The organism is Paenibacillus sp. JL3B1040, assembly GCF_057063165.1.
In genome coordinates this window covers 3,186,487-3,201,073 of sequence record NZ_CM169317.1, presented here as the reverse complement: position 1 = coordinate 3,201,073, position 14,587 = coordinate 3,186,487, and the positions used below count along the sequence as shown (strand labels likewise).

The 14,587-nt window shown below is 52.4% G+C and carries 12 protein-coding genes and 1 tRNA gene; 11 read left to right on the top strand and 2 right to left on the bottom strand.

Annotated elements, in window-relative coordinates:
* Positions 1–279: 279 nt before the first annotated feature.
* The gene (locus ACZF99_RS14410) at positions 280–1,221 is read left to right on the top strand and encodes an alpha/beta hydrolase family protein (protein ID WP_483605763.1); all 942 of its coding nucleotides are present in this window, start codon (positions 280–282) and stop codon (positions 1,219–1,221) included.
* 246 nt (positions 1,222–1,467) lie between these two features.
* Here ACZF99_RS14410 and ACZF99_RS14405 read toward each other — a convergent pair whose 3' ends face one another.
* Positions 1,468–2,058 (bottom strand): hypothetical protein, encoded by a 591-nt coding sequence (locus ACZF99_RS14405; protein ID WP_483605762.1) that lies wholly within the window; start codon positions 2,056–2,058, stop codon positions 1,468–1,470.
* 213 nt (positions 2,059–2,271) lie between these two features.
* On the opposite strand from ACZF99_RS14405, the gene ACZF99_RS14400 reads away from it, so the two are divergent.
* The 9 genes from ACZF99_RS14400 (at position 2,272) to ACZF99_RS14360 (ending at position 13,385) form a co-directional block, all read left to right on the top strand.
* Positions 2,272–3,939: a response regulator gene (locus tag ACZF99_RS14400; RefSeq protein WP_483605761.1), complete on the top strand. Its 1,668-nt coding sequence runs from the start codon at positions 2,272–2,274 to the stop codon at positions 3,937–3,939.
* On the top strand, positions 3,936–5,726 hold the full coding sequence (locus ACZF99_RS14395) for a sensor histidine kinase (RefSeq protein WP_483605760.1): 1,791 nt from the start codon (positions 3,936–3,938) through the stop codon (positions 5,724–5,726). Before ACZF99_RS14400 ends, ACZF99_RS14395 begins: the two co-directional genes overlap by 4 nt.
* Complete coding sequence (locus ACZF99_RS14390; RefSeq protein WP_483605759.1) at positions 5,723–6,712, top strand: substrate-binding domain-containing protein; 990 nt, start codon at positions 5,723–5,725, stop codon at positions 6,710–6,712. Before ACZF99_RS14395 ends, ACZF99_RS14390 begins: the two co-directional genes overlap by 4 nt.
* Positions 6,713–6,973: 261 nt before the next feature.
* Positions 6,974–8,008, top strand: a complete 1,035-nt coding sequence (locus ACZF99_RS14385; RefSeq protein ID WP_483605758.1) for a galactose ABC transporter substrate-binding protein — start codon at positions 6,974–6,976, stop codon at positions 8,006–8,008.
* 169 nt (positions 8,009–8,177) lie between these two features.
* Positions 8,178–9,683 (top strand): sugar ABC transporter ATP-binding protein, encoded by a 1,506-nt coding sequence (locus ACZF99_RS14380; RefSeq protein WP_483605757.1) that lies wholly within the window; start codon positions 8,178–8,180, stop codon positions 9,681–9,683.
* Between the two features lie 23 nt (positions 9,684–9,706).
* The gene (gene mglC / locus ACZF99_RS14375) at positions 9,707–10,717 is read left to right on the top strand and encodes a galactose/methyl galactoside ABC transporter permease MglC (protein WP_483605755.1); all 1,011 of its coding nucleotides are present in this window, start codon (positions 9,707–9,709) and stop codon (positions 10,715–10,717) included.
* 135 nt (positions 10,718–10,852) lie between these two features.
* Positions 10,853–11,458 carry a CAP domain-containing protein gene (locus ACZF99_RS14370; protein ID WP_483605754.1) on the top strand — a complete coding sequence of 202 codons (606 nt, stop codon included), beginning with the start codon at positions 10,853–10,855 and terminating at the stop codon, positions 11,456–11,458.
* Between the two features lie 715 nt (positions 11,459–12,173).
* The gene (locus ACZF99_RS14365; RefSeq protein ID WP_483605753.1) at positions 12,174–12,845 is read left to right on the top strand and encodes a PspA/IM30 family protein; all 672 of its coding nucleotides are present in this window, start codon (positions 12,174–12,176) and stop codon (positions 12,843–12,845) included.
* A 33-nt stretch (positions 12,846–12,878) separates the two neighbouring features.
* Entirely contained in the window at positions 12,879–13,385 is a 507-nt protein-coding gene (locus ACZF99_RS14360; protein ID WP_483605752.1) for a DUF4178 domain-containing protein, read from the top strand.
* Between the two features lie 137 nt (positions 13,386–13,522).
* Here ACZF99_RS14360 and ACZF99_RS14355 read toward each other — a convergent pair.
* Positions 13,523–13,595 (bottom strand) — tRNA-Lys (locus tag ACZF99_RS14355).
* A gap of 179 nt (positions 13,596–13,774) precedes the next feature.
* On the opposite strand from ACZF99_RS14355, the gene ACZF99_RS14350 reads away from it, so the two are divergent.
* Positions 13,775–14,581: a GDSL-type esterase/lipase family protein gene (locus ACZF99_RS14350; protein ID WP_483605750.1), complete on the top strand. Its 807-nt coding sequence runs from the start codon at positions 13,775–13,777 to the stop codon at positions 14,579–14,581.
* Positions 14,582–14,587 lie beyond the last annotated feature (6 nt).

The following is a 14,587-nucleotide window of genomic DNA, read 5'->3' as shown; positions in this document are numbered from 1 at the left end:
AACCGGAACCTATAGATGCACACCGAGGAAACACAGACCACGCGGGAGGTACTACGTGGTTTGTGTTTTATTTCTGTACTTTTTTTAAAATCTCTTTGCGAACGGGACCACCTCAATGTTAATTGGCTCTAAATTAAATGCTTCAATTTCATACCGAACCTAATCATATACCTATAAAATAATATTAAAAGACAATATATTGATCATGACGAGTACATGGGATAATTGGGGGACTGAAAAATGGCAAGTATAGGGAAAAGTCGGAATCAGTGTATTTTTATGATTATGATCACCTTGATGTTATTCATTACAACCGCATTATCGGGCTGCCAAGCAGGTGATTCATCTGATAGCGATATAGAGATCATCTCTAAAGAATTGATAGAAATCCCCGGTCAAAATCCGAATATCCATATCTACAAAATATTTTATAGGAGTGACGATATCAAAGTATTAGCATACCTGACGGTCCCCAAAGCGCGCGGAAAATATCCTTTGATTGTTCTTAACCATGGGGGATTCGCGCTTGAACGCAAAGAATTATCTCATTACAACTACGGCTTTACGCTCGGGTTTAAATCTATGAGCGACCAAGCGGTAGGCATATTCCCCCTCTATCGCGGATATATGGAAAGCGATGGCCATGTGCAGGGAATTGCGGAGAATACACGGGATACGGAAAATGCGATTAAAGCGGCGATATCCACTGGAAGAGTAAAACCGAACTCGATCTACCTGATCGGTTCATCGATGGGAGGCGGTGTGGCTTTAAGATTAGCTTCTGAACGGCAGGATATCAAAGCGGTGGTCGCGATCAGCCCTTTTGTGGGCTGGGATGCGACATTACGCTGGTTAGATGAGCATCCGGACGTGACCTCCCCGGAGATTGTAGAGGAGCAGAGGGAACTGTCGTATTATGTAAGATTTAGATATATTAATGGTAATGAGGAATCCAAAGGAGACTATGCGATTCTGGATCGAATTCCCGACATCGAGGCCCCTGTTCTTCTGCTGCAAGGTACTGGAGATACGAGCCTAATTTGGCAAACCGTTCAATTATTTGCGGATGAAATGGAGAAGGCGGGTAAAACCGTAAAGCTGGTTGTATACCCGGGTGGTATGCATGATTTAACGGATCAGTACATCGACCAGAGAAATCAAGAATTGAATCAATGGCTGCAACAGTATGGTGCGCCGAAACCTTTTATCGTCGATGAGTAGTCCAACTTAAAATATAGCGATATATAATCACCTTATTTGCCTGGGAATTTCGAATATCGGCAAAATAGGGTGATTTTTTATTCTTATTCCATATTAAATCAGCCTGTCCAGGCACTTTAGGAGGAAATAAGGTGATTGAATCACTCTATTAACCCCAAATAGCGCCATTTCCACCGAATAAGGTTAAGAAATAACGCTATCTGGACGTGATCGGTCTGGCTGTCCTAACTATTGAACCGAACTTCATTAATTCGCCGCATAATACCGGCTTTGCTCATACGCCAATGCGGTTCGACGCGAGTAGCAGTACAGCTCGCGGTACGTTGCGAGGCGCCCGCGGAACTCGAGCTGGAGCTGCGAGCAGTCGCAGAGATCGGACGGGGTCGTTAATCCCGCGGACTTATCCAACAGCTTGACTCCGGCTTCTTGAAACACGTGGCTCACGAACTCGGAACAGAAGTAGGAGTTCTCCCCGCCAAGCTCCATGTTTAGAACAACGCCCAACAAACCCAGAAAGTTATAAGTGTAAAGTTCGTCGTGATCCTCGAAGTTTTTAACGAAATTTCTCATGCGCCAGTAGTTCTCCGCGCTAACCCTGTAGCTGTATACGGCGCAGTTCGCTTTTTCGAACACGCCGCAGTGAATGTCCTCCTTGACGAAGCCTCCGAAGATCGGAATCAAAGGGTGTTTGCGTCCGAAGCTATATACCTCGCGCAGTTCGGAATCAAATGCGACGGATGCGTGATTGTAAGGCGCACGGGTATATAAGCCGATCATTTTGGCGACCCATGTTTTTGGATTGCTTAACAGGACATAAATTTTCATCTCATTGTTCATCATTTCGACCACCATTTGAGTTGATGATAGTTCCTTAGGATAATATCATGGTACTTGGTTTATGGGAATCCCAAAACGGACCGAAGGCGGAAAACGAACTGGACTAAGGTCTTGGTTTCATCCGGCCTCACCGTATGATCGGGCAATTTACTTTTGCGAACCGATAGGATAAAATCGGGGGGAAATCAGGGCATAGAAGAGGATGGTCCATCGATGTATAAATTGATATTGGCCGATGACGAAGAGGACGTACGGGAGGGCTTGTTAGGCCTGATCGATTGGGATCGTCTCGGTTACGCCGTCATGGAGACGGCAGAGAACGGCAAGGAAGCGGCCGAGCTGGTGGAGAAGCATACCCCGGATGTCGTCGTGACGGACATTCAGATGCCGTTCATGAACGGCCTGCAGCTCTCCGAGTGGATTCGCGAACACTACCCCGCAACGAAAATCATTATTTTGACCGGTTACGAGGAGTTCGAATATGCGCAGAAAGCCATCCGCCTTGGCATCGACGAGTATGTGTTGAAACCGTTTTCGGCAGGAGAATTGGCCGAGATTTTAAGCAAGGTGAAGGCGCAGCTCGACGAAGAGATGGCGGCGAAGGAAAACGTTCAACTGCTGACCGAGCACTATCGCAAGAATCTGCCGATTCTGCAAAGCCTGTTCTTGTCTTCTCTAGTGTCCCGCCGGCTGCAGGAAACGGAAATCCGCGAGAAATGCGAGCATTATGATCTGGACCTGAGCGGCGACCGTTATCTGGTTTCCGCCGTCCGGATCGATTCCGCGGCGGCCCGGCGGGAATCTGCCGAGAGCGGCGGCGAACCCGGCAAGGGGCAGGCGTCGGTCTCCCTGAAGGAGACGAACGACACTCAATTGCAGCTGTTTGCCGTCTTCAACATCGCCGAGGAGATCGTCCGGCTTCAACCGAAAGACCGAGTGTTTATTCATCATGACGAAGTCGTGGTGATCAGCATCGCGGAATCCGGCATGAAGGATCGTCTGGTCGACCGAACGCTGCAGTTATTGGAAGAAATCCGCTTTAGCGTGGAGCGGTTCCTGAAGCTGACGGTGACGATTGGCGCCGGCTCGGAGGTGGAGCGGCTCAGCGCGCTTGCCGGCTCCTATGAGGAAGCGGCCAAGGCGCTGGATTACCGCGTGATTCTTGGCGGCAATAAAGTGATCTGGATCGAAGACGTGGAATCGCGGCAATTCGTGCCGTTATCGTTGGACGAGCTGAAAGAGAAGGAACTGGTCCGTTGCCTGAAGGTCGGCAGCGACCAAGAACTGACGCACTTGCTGGAAGAACTGTTCTCGGCAATAGCCGACAGCAAGGTGTCGTATCAGGATTTTCAGGTGTATCTGCTGGAGATGTTGACGTCGGTGATCAAGGTGGCCAAAGACCTTCACGTTGACCTCGATAAATTGTTCGGGGAGGGAGCCGGATTCCTGGGGCAGTTCGCCAAGTTCTCGCATGCCGATGAAGCGAAGGCCTGGTTCCTCGACGTCTGCATGAAGCTGAAGCATTCCATCGCCTCCGACCGGCAATCGAGCTACAACAAACTGGTAGATGAAGCGAAGGAATACATTTTGGAGCATTACGGCGACAATGAGATCTCCATCGCCAAGGTATGCCAGCACCTTCATATCAGTACCGGGTATTTCAGCAACATTTTTAAGAAGGAGACCAAAACCACCTTCGTCAACTATTTGATGGGCGTGCGAATGGAAGCGGCGCAGGATCTGCTCGCCACAACCGACCTGAAAGCTTTTGAAATCGCCGAGCGCGTCGGGTTTGCGGACCCGAATTATTTCAGCTTCTGCTTCCGCAAAAAATTCGGCGTCTCCCCGAAAGAATATCGCACCGGGGCGAGAAGTTCATGAAGCTGCGGCGTTATGTCAAACGATTGCTTCAAGGCTTCCATGTGCGCAATATCCAGATGCTGATCTCGTTATCGTCGATTGCCGTTACCGTACTGGCGGTCGTGCTGGTCAGCACCTTGCTGTACAACCGATTTTCCCGGGCGGCTGAGGACAATGCCTACTTAAGCTTGGAGCAAATCGTTGAGCAGGTTCATTCGAACCTTGAGTTGTATGTCAGCGGAATGCAGGACATTTTTGACCTGGTGGAGCAAAAGATCGCCGCCGTTCCCGACCTGACCTCCAACGATCAACTGGGGGAGCAACTGGGAACCGTGCTCGGCACGCGCGAAGACCTGGTGTCCATGGCGCTGTTTACCGAAGACGGGAAGCTGGTGCGCAATATGCCGTCGATTCCGATGCGGCAAAACACGCGGCTGCAGGAGCAATTATGGTTCGAATCGGCGATGGAAAACCCCGGCAAACTGCAATTTACCCCGCCCCATATTCAGAACCTGTTCAAGTGGCAATACCGCTGGGTGGTCTCGATGAGCAAAACCGTGACTTACCAGGATCAAGGAAAGTCGGAGCAGGGCGTGTTGGTGATCGACATCAACTTTCGCACCATCGACGAGTTAAGCGGACGCATCAGCTTGGGCAAAAAAGGGTACGTGTACATCATCGACGCCGTGGGGAACATCGTTTATCACCCGCAGCAACAGCTGATTTATGCCGGATTGAAATACGAAAATCTGGAGCCGGTGCTCAATTACGCCTATGGCCGTTATTTCGACGAGTCGGACGGGGAGCAGCGGATCATCACGATCCAGACGGTTAAGCCTGCCGAGTGGAAAATCGTCGGGGTGGCCTACGCGGATGAGTTTTTGACGACCAAAAGGGAGGTCGGCGATTTTCTTACCTGGTTTTTGCCTCTCGTGATCGCCATCATCCTGGTCATCAGTATTTATGTGTCGGCCCGAATCTCGCAGCCGATCCGCAAGCTCGAACGATCCGTGCAAATGGTGGAACGCGGGGATTTCGGAACGAACGTTTACGTTAGCGGCGCCTATGAAGTCGAGCAGCTGTCCAAACGGTTTAATCTGATGCTGCGCCGGATCCGCGAATTGATGGATCAAATCATCCAGGAGCAGGAAGCCAAACGCAAAAGCGAGCTGAACGTGCTGCAGTCGCAGATCAATCCGCATTTCCTCTATAATACGTTGAATTCGGTCACCAGGCTGGCCGAGTTGGGGAGGAACGAGGAGGTCGTCACGACGATTACGTCGCTGTCGCGCTTTTTCCGGATCAGTTTAAGCAAGGGGAACCACATCATCAGCGTGCAGGACGAGTTGGAGCATGTACGCCATTATTTGATCATTCAAACGATCCGGTTCAAAAATAAGTTTCGTTATGACATCCAGGCCGAGGAAGCTGCGCTAAAATGTTCGACCTTGAAGCTGATTTTGCAGCCGCTCGTCGAGAATGCGATTCATCACGGGATCGAAAAATTGGCCGAGGAAGGGTTTATCCACATCGAGGCCCGGTTGGAAGGAGATAATCTCGTATTCCGTATCCGCGATAACGGAATCGGGATGTCGCCGGAAACGGTCGAGAAGCTATTCAGCGGGGCCGTGCGCAGCGAAAGCGGATCGGGCGTCGGCGTACGAAACGTGCAGGAGCGCATTGCGCTGTATTACGGCGCCGGCTACGGGCTGCATTTTGATAGTGAACCGGAGGAAGGAACGACAGTAACGATAACGATCCCGGCCGTATGGCCGGAAAGTCTGGAACAAGGCGGGATGGAGCCATGAAGCGATCGGCGAAGTACGCGAATCGGGTTTGTTTGCTGCTGCTGTCGGCTTTGCTGATGTTGCCGATAACCTCCTGCGGCCGCCCCGGAAGTGGAGGGAACGATAAGCAGGAAACCGACGTGGATATGATCGTCAAGATGGACCGCGGCGATTATTGGAAGACAACCAAGCTGGGAGCGGAGGTGGCGGCCAAGGAATATAACGTACGGTTGAACTTTCTCGCACCGGAGAACGAGAACGACGTCGAAGGCCAAATCCGCCTGATGGAGGAGTCCATCGAACGGCGTCCCGATGCCATCATTTTGGCCGCATCCGATTATGAAGCGCTGGGCCAGGTGACGGACCGAACTTCCTATTACGACATTCCGGTCATATCCATGGATTCGGAGGTCGCCTCGACCAAGGTGCAAACCTTCGTCGGCACGAACAACTACGAAGCCGGCCAGAAAGCGGCCGAACGGCTGGTCGAGCTAACGGGGCCGGAAAGCGAAATCGGGATCATCAACTTTGTCAAAGGGGCTCGGAACGCGAACCAACGCGAGGAAGGGTTCCTGGACTACGTCGCCCGGTTTCCCGACGTCCACGTCGTTGATATTCAGTACTGCGGTTCGGACGAGAATCTCGCATATAAGTTAACGGCGGATATGCTGAAGCGGTTCCCGGATCTGGAGGGCATCGTGTCGCTTAGCGCCGAATCTTCGATCGGCGCGGGCCGGGCCGTCGACGAGCTCGGCTACGGCGGCAAGGTGAAGATGATCGCCTTCGACAATCCGCCGGAAATGCTCGAGCTGCTGCAGGAGGAGAAGGTGCAGGCCATGGTCGTGCAAAATCCGTTCAACAACGGGTATATGGCGGTTGCCGCCGCCGTCCAGGCCGCCCGCGGCGAGAAGCTGGAAGATCGCATCCCGACGGATACGAAGCTGATCGATCTGAACAATATGCTGTGGCCCGAAAACCAGAAGCTGCTGTTCCCGTTCGTGAAGTAAGACCGGCGGCAGCCCGGGTTCCCCTATATGAAGCTTAAACGGCATACCGCAAGTGTTTTCCGAAAAAAGATCGGAGGGCTTGCGGTTTGCCGTTTTGTCGTTCCGCCGACAATGGAGCTAGACATGCTCAAATGGACAGCATCAGAATTTTGATAGAAACACCTTAGAATTTTGGATTCGCAAGCCGTCCAAAACCATGCATAATGAAAACGTATCCAAGAGGATGACTCACAGAAATACACTTTTCAGGAGGTCAAAGAGATGAAAAAGATTACGACAGTCATGCTGGCTGCGGCTATGCTCGGGGCGACGATGGTAGGATGCTCCAACGGGGGCGGCAAAGAAAGCGGCGGCGACGGCGTATCGACTCCTAATGTTGGCGTAGCGATTTACAAATTCGACGATACGTTCATGACGGGCGTTCGGAACTCGATCGAGAAGAACGCGGACGGAATCGCGAAAGTCGACATCGTGGACAGCCAAAACTCCCAGCCGACTCAAAACGATAAAATCGACTTGTTCTTGACAAAGAAAACGAATGCGCTGATCGTGAACCCGGTTGACCGGACGGCGGCAGGCGTGATTATCGACAAAGCGAAGGCGAAAGAGACGCCGGTCGTATTCTTGAACCGCGAGCCTTTGCCGGAAGATATGAAGAAATGGGACAAAGTTTACTACGTAGGGGCGAAAGCCGAAGAATCCGGGACGTTGTCCGGGCAAATCGTGGTTGACTACTGGAAAGCGCATCCGGAAGCCGACAAAAACGGCGACGGCGTTCTGCAATACGTCATGCTGAAAGGCGAACCCGGTCACCAAGACGCCGAGCTGCGCACGCAATATTCGGTTCAAGCGATTGAAGATGCCGGCATCAAGGTTGAAAAAGTGGCTGAAGACACAGCCATGTGGGATCGCGTAAAAGGTCAAGAGAAAATGGCGGCCTTCCTGGCCGCAAACGGCGACAAAATCGAAGCCGTGCTTGCCAATAACGATGACATGGCTCTCGGCGCAATCGAAGCTCTGAAAGCAGCCGGATACTTCACGGGCGACAAATACATGCCGGTTGTCGGCGTAGACGCAACAGCGCCGGCCATCCAAGCGCTGGAACAAGGCACGATGCTCGGCACGGTACTGAACGACGCCGAAAACCAAGGGAAAGCGGCGGTCACGCTGGCTTCCTTGCTGGCAAAAGGCGAGGCGATCAGCAAAGACAGCGTAGGTTTCGATATTACCGACAACCAATATGTGTGGATTCCTTACCAAAAAGTAACGAAGGAAAACGCTGCTGACTTTAAATAAGCGCGCGGCAAGCAGGTAATCAGCAGGACTTCTCATATTCGCAAGGACAAAATGGGAGGTTCGATGCCGAAGGGTGCGGACCTCCCGGTTTTTTCGAGAGGGATAGGAAATGCCGGAGGAAACAATGCTGTGCCTCTAAAGCGAAAGAAATGATCAGGGGGCGAAAACCATGTCTGAATTTATGCTCGAGATGAAGGGCATCACCAAGGAATTTCCCGGCGTTAAAGCGCTGGATGGCGTAACGCTGCAGGTGAGACCCGGTACCGTTCATGCGTTGATGGGCGAAAACGGGGCCGGCAAATCAACGCTGATGAAATGTCTATTCGGGATCTATAAGCCGGACGGCGGCGAAATGGTTCTGAATGGTCAGAAAGCGGAAATCAACAATTCCAGCGATGCGCTGAAGCTTGGAGTTTCGATGATTCACCAGGAGCTGCATCCGGTGCCTTTCCGCAATGTGATGGAAAATATATGGCTCGGCCGTTTCCCGATGAAAGGTTGGGGTCCTCTTCGCTTCGTTGACCACAAGAAGATGTATAAGGACACGGAAGAGCTGTTTAAGCAATTAGATATCGATTTGGATCCGGATACGATTGTCGGCAAACTGTCCGTTTCGAAAATCCAGTCGATCGAGATCGCCAAAGCGGTATCGTTCAACTCGCGGATTATCGTCATGGACGAACCCACCTCCTCCTTGACCAGCGTCGAGGTCGAGCATCTGTTCCGGATCATTGGTGACTTGAAAAAACGCGGGGTGTCGATTATTTACATCTCGCACAAAATGGAGGAAATCCTGCGGATTTCCGACGACGTCACGATCATGCGCGATGGCAAGAAGATCGGCACCTGGCCAGCAGCGGAAATGACCACCGACCTCATTATCTCCAAGATGGTCGGCCGCGATTTGACGCAGCGGTTCCCGGACCGGCATAACGTGCCGAACGGCGTCATTATGAAGGTGGAGAAATTGACGTCCAGCAATCCGAATTCGTTTAAGAATGTGTCGTTCGAGCTGCGCAAAGGGGAAATCCTTGGCGTTGGCGGCCTGGTCGGAGCCCAGCGCACCGAGCTGATCGAAGCCTTGTTCGGCCTTCGCGAAATCCAGTCGGGCACGATCTCGATTAACGGCAAAGAGGTGAAGATCCGAAGTGCCGGCGAAGCCAAAAAGCACGGATTGGCGCTGCTGACGGAGGAACGGCGAACAACCGGTATTTTCCCTGTCTTGTCCGTGCACGAAAATGCGGCCATCGCCAACTTGGATCGATATGTAACGCCTTATGGCCTGTTGAATGAACGGAAGAAAAAAAGCGAAGTCAATCAGATGGTCGAAAAGCTGCGGACGAAAACGCCGTCGCCGAAAACGCTGATCATGAACCTTTCGGGCGGAAATCAGCAGAAGGTGCTGCTGGCCCGCTGGCTGCTCACCGAACCGGAGATTTTGTTGCTGGACGAACCGACGCGCGGGATCGACGTCGGGGCAAAATACGAGATTTATTCCATCATTGCGGATTTGGCACAGCAAGGCAAGAGCATCATCATGATTTCATCCGAGATGCCTGAACTGCTTGGGATGTCCGACCGTGTCATGGTAATGTCCGAAGGCCGACTTACGGGAATCGTGGATGGAGACAAGGCTACGGAAGAAGAAATTATGCGTCTGGCAGCCCAGCACTAGGGATTGCGAAGGAGGAGAAAATCATGACTACCAAAAGAATTCAAGGTTTTGTGACCGAAAATGCCATTTATATCGTTTTGGCCGTGCTGCTTATCGGCATCGCCGTTTATGATCCAAGCTTTATCGGACTAAATACGTTGCGCGATATTTTGATTCAATCGTCTACCCGGGTCATTATCGCTCTCGGGGTAGCGTTTATCCTGATCACGGGCGGTACCGACTTGTCCGCCGGACGGATGGTCGGGTTAACGGCGGTCGTCTCCGCTTCCATGCTGCAAGAGGCCGACTATGCTCGCCGTTTCTTCCCGAATTTGCCGGAGCTTCCGCTGTTCGTGCCGATCTTGATCGCCATTGCCGTCGGTCTGCTCTTCGGCCTGATTAACGGGGTTATCGTATCCAAGTTCAAGGTACCTCCGTTCATCGCCACGCTGGGCACGATGGTTGCCATCTACGGGATTAACTCCCTGTATTTCGACACGGAGCCCAACCAATCCCAGCCGATCGGCGGATTGCGCGGCGACTTCACAACGTTAGGTTCGGGAGCTTTGTTCAAGAACTGGGACTTCTCCATTCCTTATATCGTAATCATCGCCATTGTCGTCTGTGCGATCGTTTGGGTCATGTTCAACAAAACGCGGCTTGGCAAAAATATGTACGCCATCGGCGGGAATCAGCAAGCAGCGAAGGTATCGGGGATTAACGTCTCCAAAAATTTGATTCTGATCTATTCGATTGCCGGCGCTCTCTACGGTTTGGCCGGCGTGCTGGAAGCGGCCAGAACCGGCGGCGCAACGAACAACTACGGCAACATGTACGAGCTTGACGCGATCGCGGCATGCGTCGTGGGCGGCGTCTCCACTACCGGCGGGATCGGTACTGTGCCGGGGATTATGGCCGGCGTGCTGATCTTTACGGTCATCAACTACGGTTTGACCTTCGTCGGCGTAGGGCCTTACTGGCAGCAAATCATCAAAGGCGCGATCATCGTGGCGGCGGTAGCGTTCGATATGCGCAAATACGCAAACAAAAAATAAGCCCTGCGGGGTGGCGGAAGGACGGCTGAAGAGCCGTCCTTTTTCCACTTTTTTCTTCAGCGGCAAGCTAAAAAATATGTTAAAATGTGACAAGAAACGGCAATATGGGAAAACGGCTGGGAGGAGCAAACCATCATGAAGAAATGGAGCAAAAAAATCGGGACGGCCGGGCTTCTGGCTGCGGCCTTGGCATTGGTTTTGACGACGGCGCAGGGAGGCGGGGGCATGGGCATGAGCACTGCGCAGGCAGCGGCAAAGTCCGCTAGCGCATCGAAGTCCAGTGGCGCTAGCACATCGAAAGCCAGTGGTGCATCGAAGTCCGGCAGCATCAGCACATCGAAGGCGCTTGCGGCGGTATACGCGCAAATTCAGACACAAAACGCGTTCAAGGTTGTCGCCCTTGTGAACGAAGAGCGGAAGAACGCCGGTCTGAAGCCGCTGGTGGTACATACCAATTTAACGAAAATGGCCAAGACCAAAGCCGTCGACATGTTCAAAACCGGGTATTTCAGCCATACGTCGCCGAAATACGGCTCTCCCTTCGATATGATGGATGCGTCCAATATCACGTATCTCTACGCGGGCGAAAACATCGGCAAGGGCCAGCGCTCCGCCGAGGAAGTGGTCAAGGATTGGATGGACAGCCCCGGCCACAAGGCCAATATCCTTAACCCCCAATACAAGCTGATCGGCGTCGGCTATTATAATGGGTATTGGGTGCAGGAGTTTATCGGGAAATGAGAAGTCTCCTTCGTCCTATTGCTGACCAACGAAAAAGATAACGACCACGGGCCGCTCTTGTCCGCCGCTTGTCCAATGATGAGATAAAAGGAAGACAAGCGGCTCCCAAATGCGGACGTAAACTCCCTTAGGTTCGTTATTCTTTTTCTTCAAGCAATAGGACATCGCAGGTGGGAGTTGTAGAAGAGCCCGGCGGTTCGCCGGGATCTTTGTGTTGTTTGCGGGGACAAGGAAGCGAATGGTGTGTTTGAACTGGTGAATGACCGGTAAAGCGCGATTCCATGGGGATGTTTGAGCTGTAACGGAACCGAGAGACGCTATTGGGCTGCAAGATGCAGGAATGTGAACTCTAACGGAACGAGGAGGCCTTATTGGAGCGATATTAGCTTCGGCGGCTTCATTTTTAGGCGAATAACGGCTGTTGGTTCCGTTAAACTGGGAAATACCCGGGAAATGGTCGAATAGCGGCTTTACGTTCCGTTAGAAAGAAGCGCGGGGAAAAAGAACGTCTTACGGTAGAGTTCAATGGCCTATGGTCCGGCCATGATCCATCCGCAAGCAATAGCGCTCGTAAGAACATTTCACACGGTCGCCTCAGACTCCCACGAATTATTTTTCGAACGGTAGTCTAATCGTTTGAAATTTATGAAACCTCCTGAATTCTGCAGCGTAAACATAAGCATAATCTGATCTTTCAATCGGGAGGAAAAAACAAATGTCCATTTTTAAAAGATTGCGCGATTTGACGATGTCCAATATCAATGCTTTGATCGACAAAGCGGAGGATCCGATCAAGCTGACGGACCAATATATTCGGGATATGCAGGAAGATCTCGAAGACGCGGAAAAGGCGGTAGCCGCCCAGATCGCCATTGAGAAGAAGTTCAAGGGACTGTACGAAGAGCAGGAAGCCCTGGTCGAGCGGCGCACGCAGCAGGCGCATCAGGCGGCCCAAGCGCAAAATGTTGACCTGGCCCGCCGAGCCCTGGAGGAGAAGAAAGCGGCAGAGACCAAAATGGCAGAGTACAAAGCCAGCTATGACCAAAACAAAGCGGCGGCCGACAATCTTCGCGCTAAGCTCGATGAAATGCGCAAGCAACTGACGGAGATGAAAAACAAACGCGAAACACTGGTAGCCCGTTACAATGCGGCGAAGGCACAGAACGAAATCAACAAGGCGATGACCGGGTTTGGCTCCGATACGGCAGCGAGCGGTCTGAAGCGGATGGAAGAAAAAATGCTGCAGATGGAAGCCCAGGCCGAAGCCAGCAATGAGTTAAGCTCCAAGGACAAATCCCTGGATGACGAATTCGAAAACATGAGCAAGGACGCTGCAGTGGAGGCGGAGTTGGCCGAGTTGTTGAAGCAATACGAGGACAAAAAATAGGCGAATCGATCCTAAAGTGAGGCTTGACCTAACATGAGCGTATGGAAAAGAATCGGCAACCTGTTTGCCAAACCGGAACCGCCGATCGCAGAGAAAAGCATGCTTGCGCTGGGTCCCGGGGACATCTGCGAGGTATCGCTCGTTTCCTACGAGGTGACCGGCCGGGTCGGCAATCGCAGCCGCAACGCGGTCGTGCTGACGCTGCAGGACGGCAGCCGAATCAGTTATCTGCTGGTTGAAGAGCGCGAGACGCTGCAATATCAGCTGTATCAGCCGATTGATGGGCGGCTGAACGATCCGAGCGAAGTGCCGTCGCAAATGGAGCTGGACGGGACCCTATATTTTCTGGAGGAAGAGTACGGAGGGTACGTGTCCGTGGTCGGCAAAACGCCGTTTCTCCAAGGCGGGGAGCAGCATGTCTGGCAATACCAGGCGGACGACGGCAAGTTGCTGCGCATCGAGTGGCAGAACGGGCGCTTTATGTTGTACGACGGCGTCAAGGTGATCCCGGCCGACGTCAAAGTCATCCGTGCCAACTAAGGGTGGCATCGTTGGCGGAACCGATGGAGAGAAGCGCGAGAGGGGGGCGGCAGCCTCGAATCCCGCGCTTTTTTTCGCCATAAGCGGACAAAAAATAACATCCCCCGAACTGCCGTTGCAGCGGAGGATGCTATGAATGGGTTATGCAGGGGTCGAACCTGCGACCTGCCGATTAAGAGTCGGCTGCTCTACCAGCTAAGCTAATAACCCGTAATGTTAAGTTTTTTCGAGAACATGAATTATTATAACTCCGGAGCTTACAAAAATCTAGTCCTTTTTTCGAGAAAATTTGCATCTGAAAGCGAGAAGTTTTATGTTATTTACATAAGTTGGAGAGTTTATTGAAGTGAGCGTTACTAAGGGACTACGACGGAACAGGGGGAAGTGGCATGAACAGGACGTCCCGAATCTGGAGATGGGCGGGGATCGCTTCCGCGGTTTCGAGCTTGCTGTTGCTGGTCGGCTTTGTCTATGCGGTATCGGATATTGCCAATCCGTCGGCCCATGCCGGAAAGCAGGAGGCGTCCCCGTCGCGAGCGGAACAGACCGCCAAGGCCGGCGCTTGGGATGTGACAGCCATCGGGGATTCCCTGGCCAAAGGGACCGGGGACGATACGGGCCGCGGATTTGCCCGCCGCGCAGTGGATTTATGGAATGAGGGAGGCGCATCCTCCAAACTGGTCAATAACCTTGGCATCAACGGATTAACGACGGAGGAATTGCTGCAAATGCTGGATGATCCGGGCGTGAAGTATGCCCTGCAGCAGGCGGGGATTATCATGTTGTCCATTGGGGGCAACGATTTGTTCGATGGCACGGAGACGTTAACCGCCGGACAGCATGTGCCGACCCAAGCGGAAATCGACGCGGCGATCGACAAAAATTCGGCGAATTTCGCGCAAGCCGTTGCGCAAATCAAGAAAATCAACATGCAGGCTCTCCTCGTCTATGTCGGGTTATACAATCCATTCAGCGACCTGGAAGGCATGCGGGAAATCGGCAACGATGCGGTTGCACGGTGGAACGCGATGGCGATGAAAGCGCTCGGGGAATATGAAGGCACGCTGGCGGTGCCAACGTATGACCTGTTTACGCAAAATGCTTCACGTTACCTGTCGAGTGATCATTTTCACCCGAACGGCGACGGTTATCAGGCGATTGCGGAGCGGATGATTCAGGGCATCGCGCGCCAATAACGGAAA

What these genes read in the sequence shown, in the direction of transcription:
- ACZF99_RS14360 (WP_483605752.1), top strand. Translation starts at nt 12,879, where the DNA reads ATGAGCGTATGGAAAAGAATCGGCAACCTGTTTGCCAAACCGGAACCG.
- ACZF99_RS14395 (WP_483605760.1), top strand. Translation starts at nt 3,936, where the DNA reads ATGAAGCTGCGGCGTTATGTCAAACGATTGCTTCAAGGCTTCCATGTG.
- ACZF99_RS14405 (WP_483605762.1), bottom strand. Translation starts at nt 2,058, where the DNA reads ATGAACAATGAGATGAAAATTTATGTCCTGTTAAGCAATCCAAAAACA.
- ACZF99_RS14365 (WP_483605753.1), top strand. Translation starts at nt 12,174, where the DNA reads ATGTCCATTTTTAAAAGATTGCGCGATTTGACGATGTCCAATATCAAT.
- ACZF99_RS14400 (WP_483605761.1), top strand. Translation starts at nt 2,272, where the DNA reads ATGTATAAATTGATATTGGCCGATGACGAAGAGGACGTACGGGAGGGC.
- ACZF99_RS14410 (WP_483605763.1), top strand. Translation starts at nt 280, where the DNA reads ATGATTATGATCACCTTGATGTTATTCATTACAACCGCATTATCGGGC.
- mglC (WP_483605755.1), top strand. Translation starts at nt 9,707, where the DNA reads ATGACTACCAAAAGAATTCAAGGTTTTGTGACCGAAAATGCCATTTAT.
- ACZF99_RS14385 (WP_483605758.1), top strand. Translation starts at nt 6,974, where the DNA reads ATGAAAAAGATTACGACAGTCATGCTGGCTGCGGCTATGCTCGGGGCG.
- ACZF99_RS14370 (WP_483605754.1), top strand. Translation starts at nt 10,853, where the DNA reads ATGAAGAAATGGAGCAAAAAAATCGGGACGGCCGGGCTTCTGGCTGCG.
- ACZF99_RS14390 (WP_483605759.1), top strand. Translation starts at nt 5,723, where the DNA reads ATGAAGCGATCGGCGAAGTACGCGAATCGGGTTTGTTTGCTGCTGCTG.
- ACZF99_RS14350 (WP_483605750.1), top strand. Translation starts at nt 13,775, where the DNA reads ATGAACAGGACGTCCCGAATCTGGAGATGGGCGGGGATCGCTTCCGCG.
- ACZF99_RS14380 (WP_483605757.1), top strand. Translation starts at nt 8,178, where the DNA reads ATGTCTGAATTTATGCTCGAGATGAAGGGCATCACCAAGGAATTTCCC.